The 14,348-nt window shown below is 36.4% G+C and carries 14 protein-coding genes, 1 tRNA gene and 1 pseudogene; 12 read left to right on the plus strand and 4 right to left on the minus strand.

From position 1 onward, the window contains the following. Positions 1-794 precede the first annotated feature (794 nt). From ACFEL3_RS06610 to ACFEL3_RS06645, 8 genes and pseudogenes are all read left to right on the plus strand, one after another. Entirely contained in the window at positions 795-1,577 is a 783-nt protein-coding gene (locus tag ACFEL3_RS06610; RefSeq protein ID WP_038199265.1) for an MlaE family ABC transporter permease, read from the plus strand. Further along, positions 1,570-2,271 carry an ABC transporter ATP-binding protein gene (locus tag ACFEL3_RS06615; protein WP_006279859.1) on the plus strand — a complete coding sequence of 234 codons (702 nt, stop codon included), beginning with the start codon at positions 1,570-1,572 and terminating at the stop codon, positions 2,269-2,271. The genes ACFEL3_RS06610 and ACFEL3_RS06615 overlap by 8 nt, the downstream gene beginning before the upstream one ends. Before the next feature lie 320 nt (positions 2,272-2,591). After that, on the plus strand, positions 2,592-3,089 hold the full coding sequence (locus ACFEL3_RS06620; RefSeq protein ID WP_010082318.1) for a hypothetical protein: 498 nt from the start codon (positions 2,592-2,594) through the stop codon (positions 3,087-3,089). 72 nt (positions 3,090-3,161) lie between these two features. Further along, positions 3,162-4,325: a 1-deoxy-D-xylulose-5-phosphate reductoisomerase gene (gene dxr / locus ACFEL3_RS06625; protein WP_070356952.1), complete on the plus strand. Its 1,164-nt coding sequence runs from the start codon at positions 3,162-3,164 to the stop codon at positions 4,323-4,325. A 287-nt stretch (positions 4,326-4,612) separates the two neighbouring features. Next, positions 4,613-4,858, plus strand: a pseudogene (locus ACFEL3_RS06630) (PD-(D/E)XK nuclease family transposase); the annotation flags it as partial. A gap of 454 nt (positions 4,859-5,312) precedes the next feature. After that, the gene (locus tag ACFEL3_RS06635) at positions 5,313-5,456 is read left to right on the plus strand and encodes a hypothetical protein (RefSeq protein WP_173862902.1); all 144 of its coding nucleotides are present in this window, start codon (positions 5,313-5,315) and stop codon (positions 5,454-5,456) included. Positions 5,457-5,493: 37 nt separating this feature from the next. Beyond that, a complete protein-coding gene (ltrA, locus tag ACFEL3_RS06640; protein ID WP_006280223.1) occupies positions 5,494-7,041 on the plus strand; it encodes a group II intron reverse transcriptase/maturase in 1,548 nt (515 codons plus the stop codon). Next, entirely contained in the window at positions 7,038-7,838 is an 801-nt protein-coding gene (locus ACFEL3_RS06645) for an Rpn family recombination-promoting nuclease/putative transposase (RefSeq protein ID WP_010962972.1), read from the plus strand. The genes ltrA and ACFEL3_RS06645 overlap by 4 nt, the downstream gene beginning before the upstream one ends. A 34-nt stretch (positions 7,839-7,872) precedes the next feature. Here ACFEL3_RS06645 and ACFEL3_RS06650 read toward each other — a convergent pair whose 3' ends face one another. The 3 genes from ACFEL3_RS06650 to tldD all read right to left on the minus strand — a co-directional run bounded on the left by ACFEL3_RS06650 (position 7,873) and on the right by tldD (position 10,825). Next, positions 7,873-9,120, minus strand: a complete 1,248-nt coding sequence (locus ACFEL3_RS06650; RefSeq protein WP_010081919.1) for an IscS subfamily cysteine desulfurase — start codon at positions 9,118-9,120, stop codon at positions 7,873-7,875. A gap of 90 nt (positions 9,121-9,210) precedes the next feature. Then, the gene (locus ACFEL3_RS06655) at positions 9,211-9,351 is read right to left on the minus strand and encodes a hypothetical protein (protein WP_153296798.1); all 141 of its coding nucleotides are present in this window, start codon (positions 9,349-9,351) and stop codon (positions 9,211-9,213) included. 55 nt (positions 9,352-9,406) lie between these two features. Beyond that, positions 9,407-10,825: a metalloprotease TldD gene (gene tldD, locus ACFEL3_RS06660; RefSeq protein WP_010962974.1), complete on the minus strand. Its 1,419-nt coding sequence runs from the start codon at positions 10,823-10,825 to the stop codon at positions 9,407-9,409. A 62-nt stretch (positions 10,826-10,887) separates the two neighbouring features. Between tldD and ACFEL3_RS06665 the strand changes: the two genes are divergently transcribed. The 4 genes from ACFEL3_RS06665 to ACFEL3_RS06680 all read left to right on the plus strand — a co-directional run bounded on the left by ACFEL3_RS06665 (position 10,888) and on the right by ACFEL3_RS06680 (position 13,280). Further along, positions 10,888-10,972: transfer RNA gene (locus tag ACFEL3_RS06665), tRNA-Leu, on the plus strand. Positions 10,973-11,042: 70 nt separating this feature from the next. Next, positions 11,043-11,540 (plus strand): hypothetical protein, encoded by a 498-nt coding sequence (locus ACFEL3_RS06670; RefSeq protein WP_010962975.1) that lies wholly within the window; start codon positions 11,043-11,045, stop codon positions 11,538-11,540. A 253-nt stretch (positions 11,541-11,793) separates the two neighbouring features. After that, complete coding sequence (locus ACFEL3_RS06675; RefSeq protein ID WP_010962976.1) at positions 11,794-12,501, plus strand: uroporphyrinogen-III synthase; 708 nt, start codon at positions 11,794-11,796, stop codon at positions 12,499-12,501. Further along, a complete protein-coding gene (locus tag ACFEL3_RS06680; RefSeq protein ID WP_010962977.1) occupies positions 12,501-13,280 on the plus strand; it encodes an exodeoxyribonuclease III in 780 nt (259 codons plus the stop codon). The genes ACFEL3_RS06675 and ACFEL3_RS06680 overlap by 1 nt, the downstream gene beginning before the upstream one ends. Before the next feature lie 26 nt (positions 13,281-13,306). Here the strand turns inward: ACFEL3_RS06680 and ACFEL3_RS06685 are convergent, their stop codons facing one another. Continuing rightward, positions 13,307-14,326, minus strand: a complete 1,020-nt coding sequence (locus tag ACFEL3_RS06685; RefSeq protein WP_070356955.1) for a hypothetical protein — start codon at positions 14,324-14,326, stop codon at positions 13,307-13,309. Between the last annotated feature and the right edge of the window lie 22 nt (positions 14,327-14,348).

Below are 14,348 nucleotides of genomic sequence, written 5' to 3' on the forward strand. Positions count from 1 at the left end.
GTGGCTCTACAATTTGAAAAACCGTCATTCCGCTACTCGTTAGCGGAATCTATACCGCGAATGAATCCATAGCTGTACGAACATTCATTTTTGAAGGTAAATTGCACAACAGATGATGTCATTCCAGTCTGGAATCCAGAAATTTTGCTTATAACTGAGCTGATGAGCTAAAGGTAGTTGTCTTATGCTAAAACAAACGTTTTTAATTAAGTTGCATAGAAGCTGGATCCCAGTGGGCTTTGTTGCATCGCTAGCTATGATGGATTAAAGATAAAAAAGATAGGGAATATCAGTAGCTTATTATTCTGGTATTTATAACAAGAACGGTCAGTGAATACCTAAATTTGAGTAAAAGAAATTTCACTACCACTCACTAATCTGGCTAAAATTCAAGAATTTCAATGCTTTAGCTATTTTCAATAGAATTAAATTTATTAATATAAATAACAAATTACTATTCTTAAATTTGATCAGATTGATTGCAAAAAAACAAGATTTTCAATAAGTTGCTTATAATCCTAATTATAGTTAGCCTTTCATAAGTAGCGATGCAACAAAGCCATCCCAGTGTCTGGGCACTGGCCCACTGGTGGGAATTGCTCCCAAACTACAACGTTCGTACAGTTGTGGATACCGTGGCGGTATGACGTAGGGAAACCTTTCTTGGGTTAAGCTTTAAATTAAAACATCAAGTATATTGAACTTAAAACATATCTCAGCTATACTTTGCGATAAAGTTAATAAAAATTTTAATAAAATCAGTAAGACTAACCTCTAGCTAAAATGAATACAAAGTGAGCTTTTTTGATATAAATAGTGTTAGAATAATTGGTAGGTACTTTATCAATTTTTTGTTAAGGCTTGGTAGTGCATTCATATTTTTTATTCAATCTCTATACCACTGCCTTGTGCCACCATATTATTTTAGCAACATAGCAAGACAAATTATAGAGATAGGCTTTTTCTCTCTGCCAATTGTTGGGCTCACTGGAGTTTTTATAGGAGCGGCGATAGTTTTACAAAGTAGCTTGAGTGACCCATTAATTAACCAAGAACAGATAATACCCAAACTTGTTACGATCACTATCATTAAAGAGTTAGGACCAGTTTTGATCAGCTTAATAATGGTAGGAAAGGTTGGATCATCAGTTGCAGCAGAAATTGGTACGATGCGCATCACCGAGCAAATAGATGCCCTTACAACTTTGAACATCAACCCTTTCAAATATTTAATTGCACCAAGGATTTTAGCGTCAATCATAGTATTTCCCATACTTACAGTATGTGCAGATTTAATAGGAATATTTGGAGGATGCATCACTGCAGTCTTCGAATTTAACCACAATTTAAATATATACATTAAACACACAGCTCAGTTCTTTAATACGTATGATTTTATAACTGGGCTAATAAAAGCAACTGCATTTGGCGCCATAATTTCTGTCTCAAGCTGCTATTACGGTTACCATTGCAAAGAAGGTGCACGAGGAGTAGGTGTTGCTACAACATCAACTGTTGTTTTATCGTCCATACTGATCATTTTAGCAAACTACATGATTACTTTGATACATGCGTAACCCCATAATATCAATATTGAACTTAAGCTTATCTTTTGATGATAGGACAGTACTAAAAGATCTAAATTTTGATATATTAAAAGGGGAATCATTAGTCATACTTGGTGGCTCAGGAAGCGGCAAATCTGTATTAACAAAAACAATTATCGGCTTGCTTGCTCCAGACTCAGGGTCTGTTAAAATAAATAGTAAAAGCAAAAATAAATTTGGGGTTTTATTTCAAAATTCCGCTTTATTTGACTACGTTACAGTGTGGGAAAATATATCTTTTAATTATAAAAAGCGCTTTAATATCAGCAAAAAAGAGGCAAAACAGCTAGCAATCGAGAAGTTAAATGATGTTGGACTGGAGGAAAGCATAGCAGATATGTTTCCAATAGAGCTATCAGGTGGAATGAAAAAAAGAGTGGCACTTGCAAGGGCGATTGCACACAATCCAGAAATCATTATTTTGGATGAACCAACTTCAGGATTGGACCCAATTATGTCAGATATAGTAAACGAGATAATAATAAAATTATCTAGAGATCTTAACCCTACAATTATCACGATTACACATGATATTCATAGCGCATTTAAAATAGCTGATAAAATAGCAGTATTATATGAAGGGGAGATCATTTCCCATGGAACTGTTCAGGAAATACAAAATACTAATAACGAATATATAAAAAAATTCATTCATTATATATAGCTAAAGATATATACACTATTGCTAACAGTCATATTTTTAAGTTTTAACTTTGTAAAAGGTAGTGAACATTGGAATTCAGATTTTTTTCAAACTGGATCCTATAGCTAACACGTCATACCGCGATTCATTCGCGGTATCTCGGCATAGATTCCGCTAACTAGTAGCGGAATGACGAATTTGTCGTTTTTCAAATTGTCGTAAGTCAGTTTAGCTATATATAGGATGACAGAAATTGTTTGTATTAGCTATATTCAAAAGCTCTATTGATATTTTGCAATATTTGTGATAAAATAATAGCTTAAGGTTGAGAGTAAAAATTTATGAGTGAAGCTCAAGGTCCAAACATTGCAGAATGGCAAGCGCAGCAGCAACACCAAGAGGCTGCTGGTGAGAAAAGTGGTTTTGGTCTTGGTCATAGTGACTCTGTTTCAACAGTTGTCGATGGAATGAAATGGTTGTTCAACTTTCATGAAGGAGCAATTGCTGCTTATAGTAACGTGTTTGAAGGTTTGGTGAGTGGCAGTAGTCTAGTAACATTGTTTGGAAAGTCAGGTAATATGTTTGGCATAAAACTTCTTGAAGGCCTTGCAGAATATTTTTCAGGTGGAGGTGGGGAAGATATGCCATCAGAAGAAATGGATATGGCTCATGGTGATGATGGACATCACTCAGATGATTACCCTCATGCCAATAACGAAATAGCTCATAATGCTGATGGTTTGCAAGACATGCATGATGCAGGTGATCACCATGGTCAATCTTTTTCACCTGGTCCTTCACCATCTGTTGGCGATGACCACGGACATGAACTTGGTTAAACACTTAAAAACTATTGAATAGTTGGAAGAAGGCCTAATAAGAAAAGTTGCTGTTGTTATGAGTTTGTCTTAGTGAAAAAGGTTTCAGTTTTGGGATCAACAGGAAGTGTTGGAAAAAAGACTGTAGATTTGCTCTCAAAGAGAAAAGAAGAATACCAAGTGGAAGCACTAAGTGCCCATTCGAACTTTGCTCTACTGGCACACCAAGCAAAACTGCTAAATGCAAAATATGTTGCTATCTCCGATGAAAGGCTTTACAAAGATTTGAAAGAAAGTTTACTTGGTACAGATGTAAAAATAGCAATTGGTGCTACAAATATTGCTACCATACCTGTTGATCTCTCAGTTGTTGCAATAGTTGGCATTGCAGGCCTTGGGCCAGTTATGGAAGTTATAGAAAGCGGTACCAAAGTCATTGCATTGGCAAACAAAGAAAGCATTGTTTGCGGTGGAAAGTTATTACTCAAAAAAGCTAAAGAAAAAAATGTACAAATAATCCCTATTGACTCTGAGCACAATGCAATTTTTCAAATTTTGCAAAATGACGACAAATGCGTAGAAAAGATCATACTTACTGCTTCTGGTGGACCATTCTTAAATTATAGCCTTGAGCAATTAAGAAATGTTATGGTAGATAAGGCGCTTAGTCACCCCACTTGGAATATGGGAAAGAAAATCTCGGTTGATAGCGCAACAATGATGAATAAGGCACTAGAGATAATAGAAGCACATAACTTGTTTAATATCAGCCCGGATAAAATTGAAGCAATAGTGCATCCTGAGTCAATAGTACATGGAATTGTAACTTATAAGGATGGGTTCAACTTTGCTGTGCTTGCAGAAACTGACATGGCAATTCCTATTTCATATGCTCTATCTTGGCCGGAAAGATCAGCTTTAAATCGTAAATTAGATTTAACAAAGCAAGGAAAATTGACCTTTCAAGAACCAGACCATAAGCGTTTTCCTGCGCTAAAGCTTAGCATGGCAGTGTTAAACTCTTCTGCTCCACAAACAAACAGTATTGTGCTCAATGCTGCAAATGAAATAGCTGTTAATGAATTTTTGAAGTCACGAATCGGCTTTTTAAAAATAGTAGAGGTAGTGGAATCAACAATGGAAAGTTTTGGTAGTTATACTGATATTAATTCACTATCTGATATAATAAATATTGATTATGAAAGTCGTATTATTGCTCACAAAATTGTTGAAAGTAAAGTTGTTGCGTATAGCTAGAGTAATGTAACCAGACTGCATTCTGTGATTTTTAGCAAAACACGATACACAATCGTCATTCCGCTACTAGTTAGCGGAATCTATGCCGAGATACCGCGAATGAATCGCGGTATGACGGTTCGCGGTGGTATGACGGTTAAGTAATTCGTCATCCCGCTGCTTGTTAGCGGGATCTAGAGATACCGCGGCGGTATGACGGTTCGCGGCGGCATAGCTATCTTCAAAAATATGGTTGAATAATTGTTAATAATAGTGTATAATTATTAATATTTTTAAGCACTTTGGCTATGGCTTTATCTAAGTTTCTCGACCCTAAGCTGGATTTAACCTTCAAAAAAATATTTGGCACTGAAAAAAATAAGAATATTCTCATACATTTTTTGAATGATATTTTAGGGTTTACCGAGATAAATACTATACAAGAAGTGGAATTCCTCAGTACTATAATGGATCCTGAAATTGCCTCTGATAAGCAAAGTATAGTTGATGTTCTTTGCAGGGACTCTAGTGGGGCTAGGTATGTGATTGAAATGGTGCGACCTGAAAGCCTTCGGTCATATTGTTTAAAAGGAGAGGAATTCATTCAGAAAGAAACTGAAAGGATTCTAAAGCTTATTGAACCAGATGTTTTGCCATCTGAGTCTACGCATCAGTGCGAATTGGGTAACCAGTTGGTGCCGAGCGACGCGGACAATGAACCTCCTCTTGATAAAGAAGATGCTCAATCGTGAGAGAAAGCATAAACTACAAGCATCATGTGGTTGGAGGGCTAGGCTTAGTGGTATGGTGAACGTAAGTGAAGCTTCATAAGTATCGTAACGATTAAAGAGCTAAAGATGCTGATAAGCTCCGACCAAAAGGTAATGTGGATGAGTTACATTTTTCATTTCTGGATGTACGCAAATAATAATTCCACCGGTATAGAGAAGCCACCTAACCCACTATTGTATGACAAAAGGAACAGGATAAGCCTGTATTTTCGCCTATATGGCAGGCAACCCGCAAGGAATGCTGATGGATGTGCAGGTAAAGGATAATGGAGAAAGCGAATGCCATTTTGTAACGAAATGGATAGAATTTGTAACATTAATTCGCGTGAAAACGAGCAGACTTCCATTTGGTCCCTCATGACAAGAAACTTTGTTAACCACTTAAGGTAGGAAAGCAGATGATTACAAGTACAACTGTAAGTGCACCTACCAATAACTCCGAAGCATGGAACCAGTTACCCTGGAAGAAATGCCAAAAAGTTGTTATGAGGCTACAGAGGCGTATTGTTAAGGCTGTCCAACAAGGCAGATGGGGTAAGGTGAAAACTTTACAACACCTTCTCACACGCTCTTTTAGCGGCAAAGCTTTGGCGGTTAAGAGAGTAACTGAAAACCAAGGAAAAAACACAGCAGGTGTAGATCGTCAAATATGGTCAACTTGCAACACAAAATTTCAAGGAATAAAGCTATTAAAACAAAGAGGATACAAACCTTCTCCGCTAAAACGGATATACATCAGTAAGTCTAATGGCAAAAGAAGACCTCTTGGAATCCCTACGATAAAAGATAGAGCCATGCAAGCATTATACTTGTTTGCTTTGGAACCGATAGCTGAAACGATCAGTGATCGTCACTCTTATGGTTTTAGACCAAAAAGATCCTGCGCAGACGCTACTGTGGCTTGTCACTTGTTACTGGCAAGCCGTAACCAACTACAATGGATACTCGAAGGTGATATTAAAGGGTGTTTTGATAACATTAACCATGAATGGCTCATGAAGCATATTCCTATGGAGAAGAAAATTCTTCATAGCTGGTTAAAAGCTGGCTTCCTAGAATCAAAAACTCTGTATTCCACAACTGCAGGTACCCCACAAGGTAGTATCATCTCTCCAATACTAGCAAATCTAGCCCTAAATGGACTTGAAAAATCATTGGAAAGTCAATTTGGTAAACTTGGCAGTAAAAGAAGAAGCAAAATCAGAAGTGGAGTAAATGTAATCAGGTACGCAGATGACTTTATCATTTCAGGAATCACACGTGAAGTACTGGAAAATGAAGTAAAACCTCTAGTATCGTCCTTTCTTCAGGAGAGAGGTCTTATCCTTTCCGAAGAGAAAACAAAAATTACATCTATTACAACAGGGTTTGACTTTCTTGGTTGTAATGTACGCAGGTATAATAAGAAGTTAATTATAAAACCTTCAAAAGAAAGTATTAAGAAACTTCTTAATAAAGCACGTACATTGATAAAGGCAAACATAGCGAACACTCAGGCCGTACTAATCAAGTTGCTCAATTCCCTATTAAGGGGATGGGGAAATTACTACAGCCATGTGTGTGCGAAAAGAGCTTTTAACAAAATAGACCATGAAATTATGTGTGCTCTATGGAAATGGGCAAAGAAAAGACATCCTCGTAAAGGATTACGTTGGATAAAGAATCGTTACTTCAAGGTAATGAAACAACGCCAATGGGTCTTTGCTGCACCCATATGCAAGAACAAACCGAAAGAGATAAGGTATTTAAGACTGCTTAGGTTGATTGATATACCTATCAGACGACATGTTAAAATCAGGGCGGATGCAAATCCACTTGACTTAAAATGGAAAAAGTATTTTGATGAAAGAGTGAAACAAACAAAAATGTTAGCAAGCTCTTTCTCAAGAGAAGGTTCTCTACTGTTGGTGTCACCATTAAGAATGATGTTTTCTGAGGAATCATGAAGGACAAGCCGGTTCGAGAAAAGAAGGACTTAGATAAGGGGCTCAAGCGTAGTGTGGGGAAACCTGCATGCTGCGTTTCTAAGGGAGGGAGTAGTAGCAATACTACTTCCTTACCTAACCAGCTCACTCGCGATAAAGGCTTCGAAAAACGAGCTCAACTATATGCTGCTAAGGCTTACTCAAGGCAAGCTGATAAATCTGGTAAGTACATTGATTTAAAGAAGGTTTTCTTTATTGCTATCTCTAATTGTAATTTATTTCCTGATAAGCTTGATTATATATCCAGCCACACTATAAGAGATGAGAAAACCAATGAGCATGACTTAAAAGATTTTCAATTTGTATTTATTGAACTACCTAAATTTCCTAAGAATAAGGAAGAACAGCTAGAAAGCATAGTGGATCGTTGGTTATTTTTCTTCAAATATGCAGATGAAACTACGGAAGAAGACTTAAGGAAAATAGCAGAAAAAGCACCAATAATAAAGTTAGCCTACGATGAATTAGACAGGTTTAGCTGGAATGAAAAAGATTTAGTAGCTTATGAAGAAAGAATAATGGATCTACGGAAAGAAGAAGCCATTCTTGAATACAGACTTGACCTTGCTACTGAAAAAGGCATCCAAATTGGCGAAGAAAGAGGCATCAAAATCGGTAAAGAGGAAGGGAAAATTGAAGGAAAAATCGAAGTCGCAAAAGCAATGCTGGCTAACAATGTTGATGTCAACACTATTGTCAAATTTACTGGCCTTTCTATTAGTGAGATTGAAGAATTAAGTGTGAACGGTACAGAGTAATTTCAAAGTGCATTTGCAGTTGGAACGGATACATTTAATGAGAGTCCCATTTCACGGTGTTCAAATCTACTCCTTCTTGTACCATCTCCCAAAGTGGGCTCATTTCTCTCAGTCGGCCAACATTTTTAGCAACAAGATCTGCTGCATACAAAACTTCTTCTCTAGTTGTAAATCGGCCTAGGCCAAATCTAATTGATGAATGCTCAAGGTCATGGCCATTATTTAGCGACCGTACTACATAGGAAGGCTCAAGAGACGCAGACGTGCACGCAGAACCAGAACTTACTGCTAAATCCTTGATTGCCATGATGAGAGACTCACCCTCAACATAGGGAAAGCTCAAGTTTAGGTTGCCAGGAATTCTATTTTCATAATCACCATTTAAAACGATATCAGGAAACGCTTCTTTTATCTTGTTATACAAAATATCCCTTAATTCTTCCACTCTAGTTGTTTCTTTTTTCATTTCTTCTCTAGCAATACGTGCCGCTTCACCAAAACCAACTGCAAGAGGTGTTGGAACTGTTCCAGAACGCATGCCTCTTTCCTGTCCACCACCACTAATTAGTGGTATCAGCCTAACACGAGGATTCTTTCTACGTACATATAATGCGCCTATTCCCATAGGTCCATAAATTTTGTGGCTAGAGAGACTCATAAGATCAATGCACATCTCATTAACATCAATTGGAACTTTTCCAAAGCTTTGAGCTGCATCTGTATGGAAAAATATATTATGCTTTCTGCATATTTTACCAATCTCCTTTACAGGCTGAATTACTCCGATTTCATTATTTACCATCATTACTGAAATCAAAATTGTTTTATCAGTAATTGCTTCCTCAAGCTTTGATAAATCTATAATTCCGTTTTGCTTAACAGGCAAATATGTAACTTTAAAGCCTTCATTTTCCAGATGCCGACAAGAATCCAGAACACACTTATGCTCCGTGCAGACAGTGATTATATGATTTCCTTTATTTTTATAAAAGTGAGCAACGCCCTTGATTGCCGTATTATTTGACTCAGTTGCACCTGAGGTAAAGATAATTTCTTTGCTATCTGCGTTCACCAGATCAGCGATGTGTTTCCTTGCTTTTTCCACTGCTTCTTCAGCAGTCCAACCAAATGAATGGCTGCGAGAGTGTGCATTGCTGAACTCACCAAAGTAAGGTATCATCACCTCTAAAACACGGGGATCTACTTTAGTAGTAGATTGATAATCAAGAAATATTGGTAATTTTATTTTAGCATCGTGTATTTTTTTACTTTCAACATTCATAAAGCTACCACGGAGACAAAATTTACAATTATTTTATAGCATTAAAACTTAATTTTTTCAAGATATAATCTTGCATCAAGTACAAAAGTGTCATCCAAGTAGCTGACACATAACTGTACGAACATTTATTTGCGAAAGCAGTGTGTTAAATGTTATAGCCAGTTTTGCCTCAAACACAAAGGCAGTGCCCAGACACTGGGATGACACCCTATTGGTGGCAATTGCTTCCAAATCATAATGTTTGTACAGCTGTGCGCCGTGCGCTGGAATCCGTTTTAGCCCTTATCTATATCTCAGTTCCACCAACAGTTATTGCGTCGACTTTGAGTGTCGGCTGACCAACTCCAACGGGCACATTTTGTCCATCTTTCGAGCATGTGCCAACACCAGGATCTAACTTTAAGTCATTACCAACCATAGATACTTTTTTCAACACTGTTGGACCGTCACCAATTAGTGTTGCTCCTTTTACTGGCTGTGTAATTTTGCCATTTTCTATTAGGTAAGCTTCCGAAGATGAAAAAACAAATTTTCCTGACGTTATATCAACCTGCCCACCACCGAAATTTACTGCATATAGACCTTTCTTTACGCTAGATATTATTTCCTTCGGTGTATACTTTCCGGGCAACATATAGGTATTTGTCATGCGCGGCATAATAACTTCTTTATAACTTTCTCTTCTACCATTACCAGTTGGGCTTACACCCATGAGTTTAGCGTTCATATGATCCTGCATGTATCCTTTTAGGATCCCATCCTCTATCAATATATTATAACTGGGTGGAGTGCCTTCATCGTCTACGCTGATAGAGCCGCGCAAATTGGGCAGAGTTCCGTCATCAACTACTGTGATGTCACTAGCTGCTACTTGTTTACCCACAGAATTTGAAAATGCTGAGACTTTTTTGCGATTGAAGTCGCCCTCAAGTCCATGACCCACGGCTTCGTGTAACAATATTCCTGGCCAGCCTGGACCTAAAACGACTGTCATTTCTCCGGCTGGAGTTGGAATTGCTTCAAGATTTACCAGTGCTTGTTCTAACGCTTGGTTTGCAACTTCTTTCCACTTTTTCTCAGAAATAAACTTACTATAAGAGTCCCTTCCACCATGCCCTGCAGAACCTCTTTCGGTACGGCCATCTTTTTCTACAATGACTAGCACATTAAAACGTACCAGAGGCCTGATATCGCTTAATCTGTGATCACCCTTTATTATTTGTACAACTTGCCATTCTCCACTTAGAGTTATTTTTACTTGCTTCACGCAGTTATTTTTGGACCTTACATACTCATTAACCTCATTGAGTAGCTTAATCTTTGAATTCAGATCCATTTCATTTATAGGGTTAATCCTCGAATATAGGCTTTTTGTCTCTTCGTTTAAATTTATTGAATTTGTCTTGTTTAAAGACACTGAGCTTTTTACCATAGAAGCAGCATTACTAATTTCTTTTTCGCTGATCTCAGAAGAACAAACGAAAGATGTACTATCTTCACAAAAAGACCTTAAACCAAATCCCCTTCTAGTATTCAAGTCCATGTGTTTTAATATGTTATCCTCAAAAACCAGGGACTCCGACTGGCAAAATTCTAGAAACAGCTCACCACCATCGCTATTGCTCAAAGCGTTATTGACTATTTTATATACGTTATTAATATTAACATTGTTTTGAGCAAAAAATATTTGATCTAGATTTGGCATTACCTTTGAACTAAAAATTGTTTAAGTATATTATTTAACTTTAACATAGTAAACTATAAAAAGCCCGGGTGGCGGAATTGGTAGACGCGCTAGCTTCAGGTGCTAGTAACTTTTTAAGTTGTGGAAGTTCAAGTCTTCTCTCGGGCACTCTTAGCTTCCATATTGCTTATTGAATTAATTAATGTTATAATATAACATATTAGGTAATATTTATGCTATGTATGGTGAAAAAGATAAGTTAGCCTACAGAAAGAAGGTACGAACTTACTCGAAACGCTTAGTTACTACACTATCTACTATCTCTTTCATTGGATACATAGCGGCATTGGTCTTGAATATTCCTGTCTTAAGTCTGTATTTTAGTATTGCCGGCACTATATTCAGTGCACTTTCGTTTGCTTTAAATATATGGTCACTAAATGATCATTCCCGACAACAGAATCTTAATAAGAAATCTGGCATAAAAAACACTCCAGGACAAAAAAAGTTAACAAAGATCTATCTTGATATAGCATCCAGTGCTTCATTTCTAATAGGAGGTATTGCATCTATGTCGCTTTTTGAGTCTTCTGTTATTTATTTTGTTTCTACGCCTTTTTTTATTCTAGGCTGTGTTATTATGGCAGCTAATATCGTTCAAACTATGATTAGTGAACCACAGACAAAAAACGTCCTTGAGAATCTCTCTTCAAATACTGCAAGAGTACAAGCTTAAGTATTAACTTATTTAACTTATACAGGAATATTAGCTATATAATTCCACTGAAGGAAGCCATTCAAAAGAGTTCGATGTAATTAGCGTCAAAAAAGTGTAAGCAGAAATTGTGGGCTTATTGGGGTAGGAGCGCTTAGTACTCCTACTTCCACATAAATTACTTGAATAATTGCTCAAGCTATCAAAATAAAAGTTTTTATTCAGTAATTTGTGTATAAAGGGTACTATTTTACTAGTAGTGAAATAAATCAGAATGAAGTCTATTTTATTAACGAGGCCTTTATTGGATTCGTTCAATACAAGAAATATATTGAGAAAGTATGGATACAAAGTTTATATAGAACCAGTATTCACAATAAAGTACTTAAATCCTGATATATCTGCACACGAATTTGACGTTGTAATATCCACAAGTAAAAACAGTGTAAAGGCTTTTAGTCAAATATGCAAAGTGGATGACTTTCCGATTATTACAGTTGGTAATTCAACCATGCAGGCTGCAAAAAATTTGGGATTTTCTGATATAATCTCAGCAGACAGCAACGTTGATGGTCTGATATCATTCATAAAAGCTCACTATTCAAGTGCAATAAAGTTCTTATATATAAGAGGACAAGAAGTATCATGTGACCTAAAAAAGAGATTATCTGAAGAAGATTTTAACGTAAGAGAAGTTGTACTCTATAAAACAATCATTAAAAGGAGTCTAACTAATAGGTGTAAAAATTTACTGTTGGATGGTAAAATTGGTAGTGTTGCTTTTTTTTCCTCACAGACAGCAAGGGTATTTTGTTCATTAGTTCTAAAAAGTGGGCTATCTCATGTGATGAATAATACAGTTGCATATACCATGAGTAAAAACATTGCTGATAGTTTAAAGTTAATCAAGTGGAAAAAAATTATAACATCGAGGTTGCCTACTGGGGAGAGTTTAATTGATATAATTAATAAGGATTGCTGATGCTAAAGATTGCAACTTGGAATGTAAACTCCATACGTAAAAGAGTTAACCAACTTTGTAGTTTTATAGTTGATAGTCAGATAGATATAGTTTTGCTGCAAGAGATAAAATGTACGGAAGAGCAATTTCCTTATGCGGAGATAGAAAAGTTAGGATATGAATATGCTATCTATGGACAAGTTGCAAGAAATGGCGTTTGTGTTTTATCTAAATATCCGATACTGGAGAAGTTTAAAATTGACATTGTGGAAAGTCATCAAGAAGCACGTTATATAGAGTGCGTGATAAAGTATACCAATAGTAAGATAAGGGTAGGAAGTGTATACGTGCCAAACGGTCAAAGCCCGGACTCTCACGCATTTGAATATAAACTCAAGTTTTTTGATAACCTATATGAAAGGATGAGCACTTTGTTGAAGAATGAAGAGTTAACTATTATAGCTGGCGATTATAATATTGCACCGGATGAAATTGATGTTTTTGATTCAAACTTATTGAATGGCCAAGTGTGCTTTCATATAAGAGAACGTGAGAAGTTAAGAGCGATCTTGAATCTTGGGTTTAAAGATGCGTTTAGAATATCTCACCCAAATTTGCAACAATTCACTTGGTGGCATTATCAAGGCAATTCACTCAGAAATAATCAAGGAATGCGAATAGATTATATGCTGTTATCACCACAAGCTGTAGATAAATTGGAAACATGCTACATAGATGATAGATTGCGTAAGCTAGAAAATCCGTCTGACCATACTCCTGTTGTATGTGCTATAGAATAATAGCAGATCTCTTACACAATTCACTTTTAGCAAACCTGAGTAGTCTTACCTTTGCTGCTCTGTGGTTTTTCCCTTCGTTTGTTTTCCTTTCCTGTCCAAGATTGATCGTGCTGCTCACTTTTTTCGTTTCCTACCTGGGAAATTTGCTCAGGAACAGGCTGTTGTTCACTCTTTTCTTTTCCTTGGGAAATTTGTTCAGAAACAGAGGTGCCTTTCTCAACTTCTGTAACTGGGGTTTTTAAAATATCATCAATGCCCTCGAGAATTTTTCCATTCAGTTTTGCTCTCTTTTCTGTATCATCTTTATCTTGTGAGCTAGGGTCATACAAAGTACCTTTTTTGTTATTTGAAAAAAGAACCTCCACTCCTCCTTTTATGGCAAATATTGTGCCGATAGCAGTAAGAACTACTCCGAGTGTAGTAGGACCAAAAATTAACATTGGAATAGTGGAAAGAAGGACAGGAAAAAAGATCTTGCTTAAGAACGTTGTTACCATCTCTTCATCACTGAGTGGTGGTTCATCCTCTTCTTTCTTGTCTTTACCTAAGAATGGTATTTTTTCTTTCATCCCATCCATAAAGGAGCCAGAAATATTTTTCGGGTCTATTTTGATCCCTCCAATTAGCAGCAGCAGCATTTCCAATACAAACTTTATGGATGAATCTTTAGCTTCTGTACCACGTATATCAGCTACACACTTGGTTATTATTTGTTGTATTTTATCATTATTTAATTTCTCTTCTCTAGCTAAGCCTTGCTCTCTAATTTCTTTAAACATAGAAAGTAAAAACTGAGAAAAATTCTCTTCACTGAGTGGTTTTATATCTTTTGGATTGACATTATTAAGTAGTATGTCCTTATAAGCTGATATAAAATAATCAGTTATTTCTTTGTTCTCCTTTAATTCGGCTTTACCTTCTAATACTTTTACAAAGTAATCATAGATTACCTGATGTTCCTCTTTTTCAAAAATTTTCTCATCTTTGTTAGTTACCTGATTTGAAGGTTCCAAATTCTTTGTTTGTGGAGTTAATATTTTTGTCATAACTGAGTTACTCACATTTACT

Source organism: Wolbachia endosymbiont (group A) of Opomyza germinationis (assembly GCF_964264765.1).
Lineage (GTDB): Bacteria > Pseudomonadota > Alphaproteobacteria > Rickettsiales > Anaplasmataceae > Wolbachia > Wolbachia pipientis.

Excerpts from the sequence above, each read along its gene's own strand:
- ACFEL3_RS06615 (WP_006279859.1), top strand. The coding sequence starts at position 1,570 with ATGCGTAACCCCATAATATCAATATTGAACTTAAGCTTATCTTTTGAT.
- ACFEL3_RS06620 (WP_010082318.1), top strand. The coding sequence starts at position 2,592 with ATGAGTGAAGCTCAAGGTCCAAACATTGCAGAATGGCAAGCGCAGCAG.
- ACFEL3_RS06635 (WP_173862902.1), top strand. The coding sequence starts at position 5,313 with ATGGCAGGCAACCCGCAAGGAATGCTGATGGATGTGCAGGTAAAGGAT.
- ltrA (WP_006280223.1), top strand. The coding sequence starts at position 5,494 with ATGATTACAAGTACAACTGTAAGTGCACCTACCAATAACTCCGAAGCA.
- ACFEL3_RS06645 (WP_010962972.1), top strand. The coding sequence starts at position 7,038 with ATGAAGGACAAGCCGGTTCGAGAAAAGAAGGACTTAGATAAGGGGCTC.
- ACFEL3_RS06650 (WP_010081919.1), bottom strand. The coding sequence starts at position 9,120 with ATGAATGTTGAAAGTAAAAAAATACACGATGCTAAAATAAAATTACCA.
- tldD (WP_010962974.1), bottom strand. The coding sequence starts at position 10,825 with ATGCCAAATCTAGATCAAATATTTTTTGCTCAAAACAATGTTAATATT.
- ACFEL3_RS06670 (WP_010962975.1), top strand. The coding sequence starts at position 11,043 with ATGTATGGTGAAAAAGATAAGTTAGCCTACAGAAAGAAGGTACGAACT.
- ACFEL3_RS06675 (WP_010962976.1), top strand. The coding sequence starts at position 11,794 with ATGAAGTCTATTTTATTAACGAGGCCTTTATTGGATTCGTTCAATACA.
- ACFEL3_RS06680 (WP_010962977.1), top strand. The coding sequence starts at position 12,501 with ATGCTAAAGATTGCAACTTGGAATGTAAACTCCATACGTAAAAGAGTT.
- ACFEL3_RS06685 (WP_070356955.1), bottom strand. The coding sequence starts at position 14,326 with ATGACAAAAATATTAACTCCACAAACAAAGAATTTGGAACCTTCAAAT.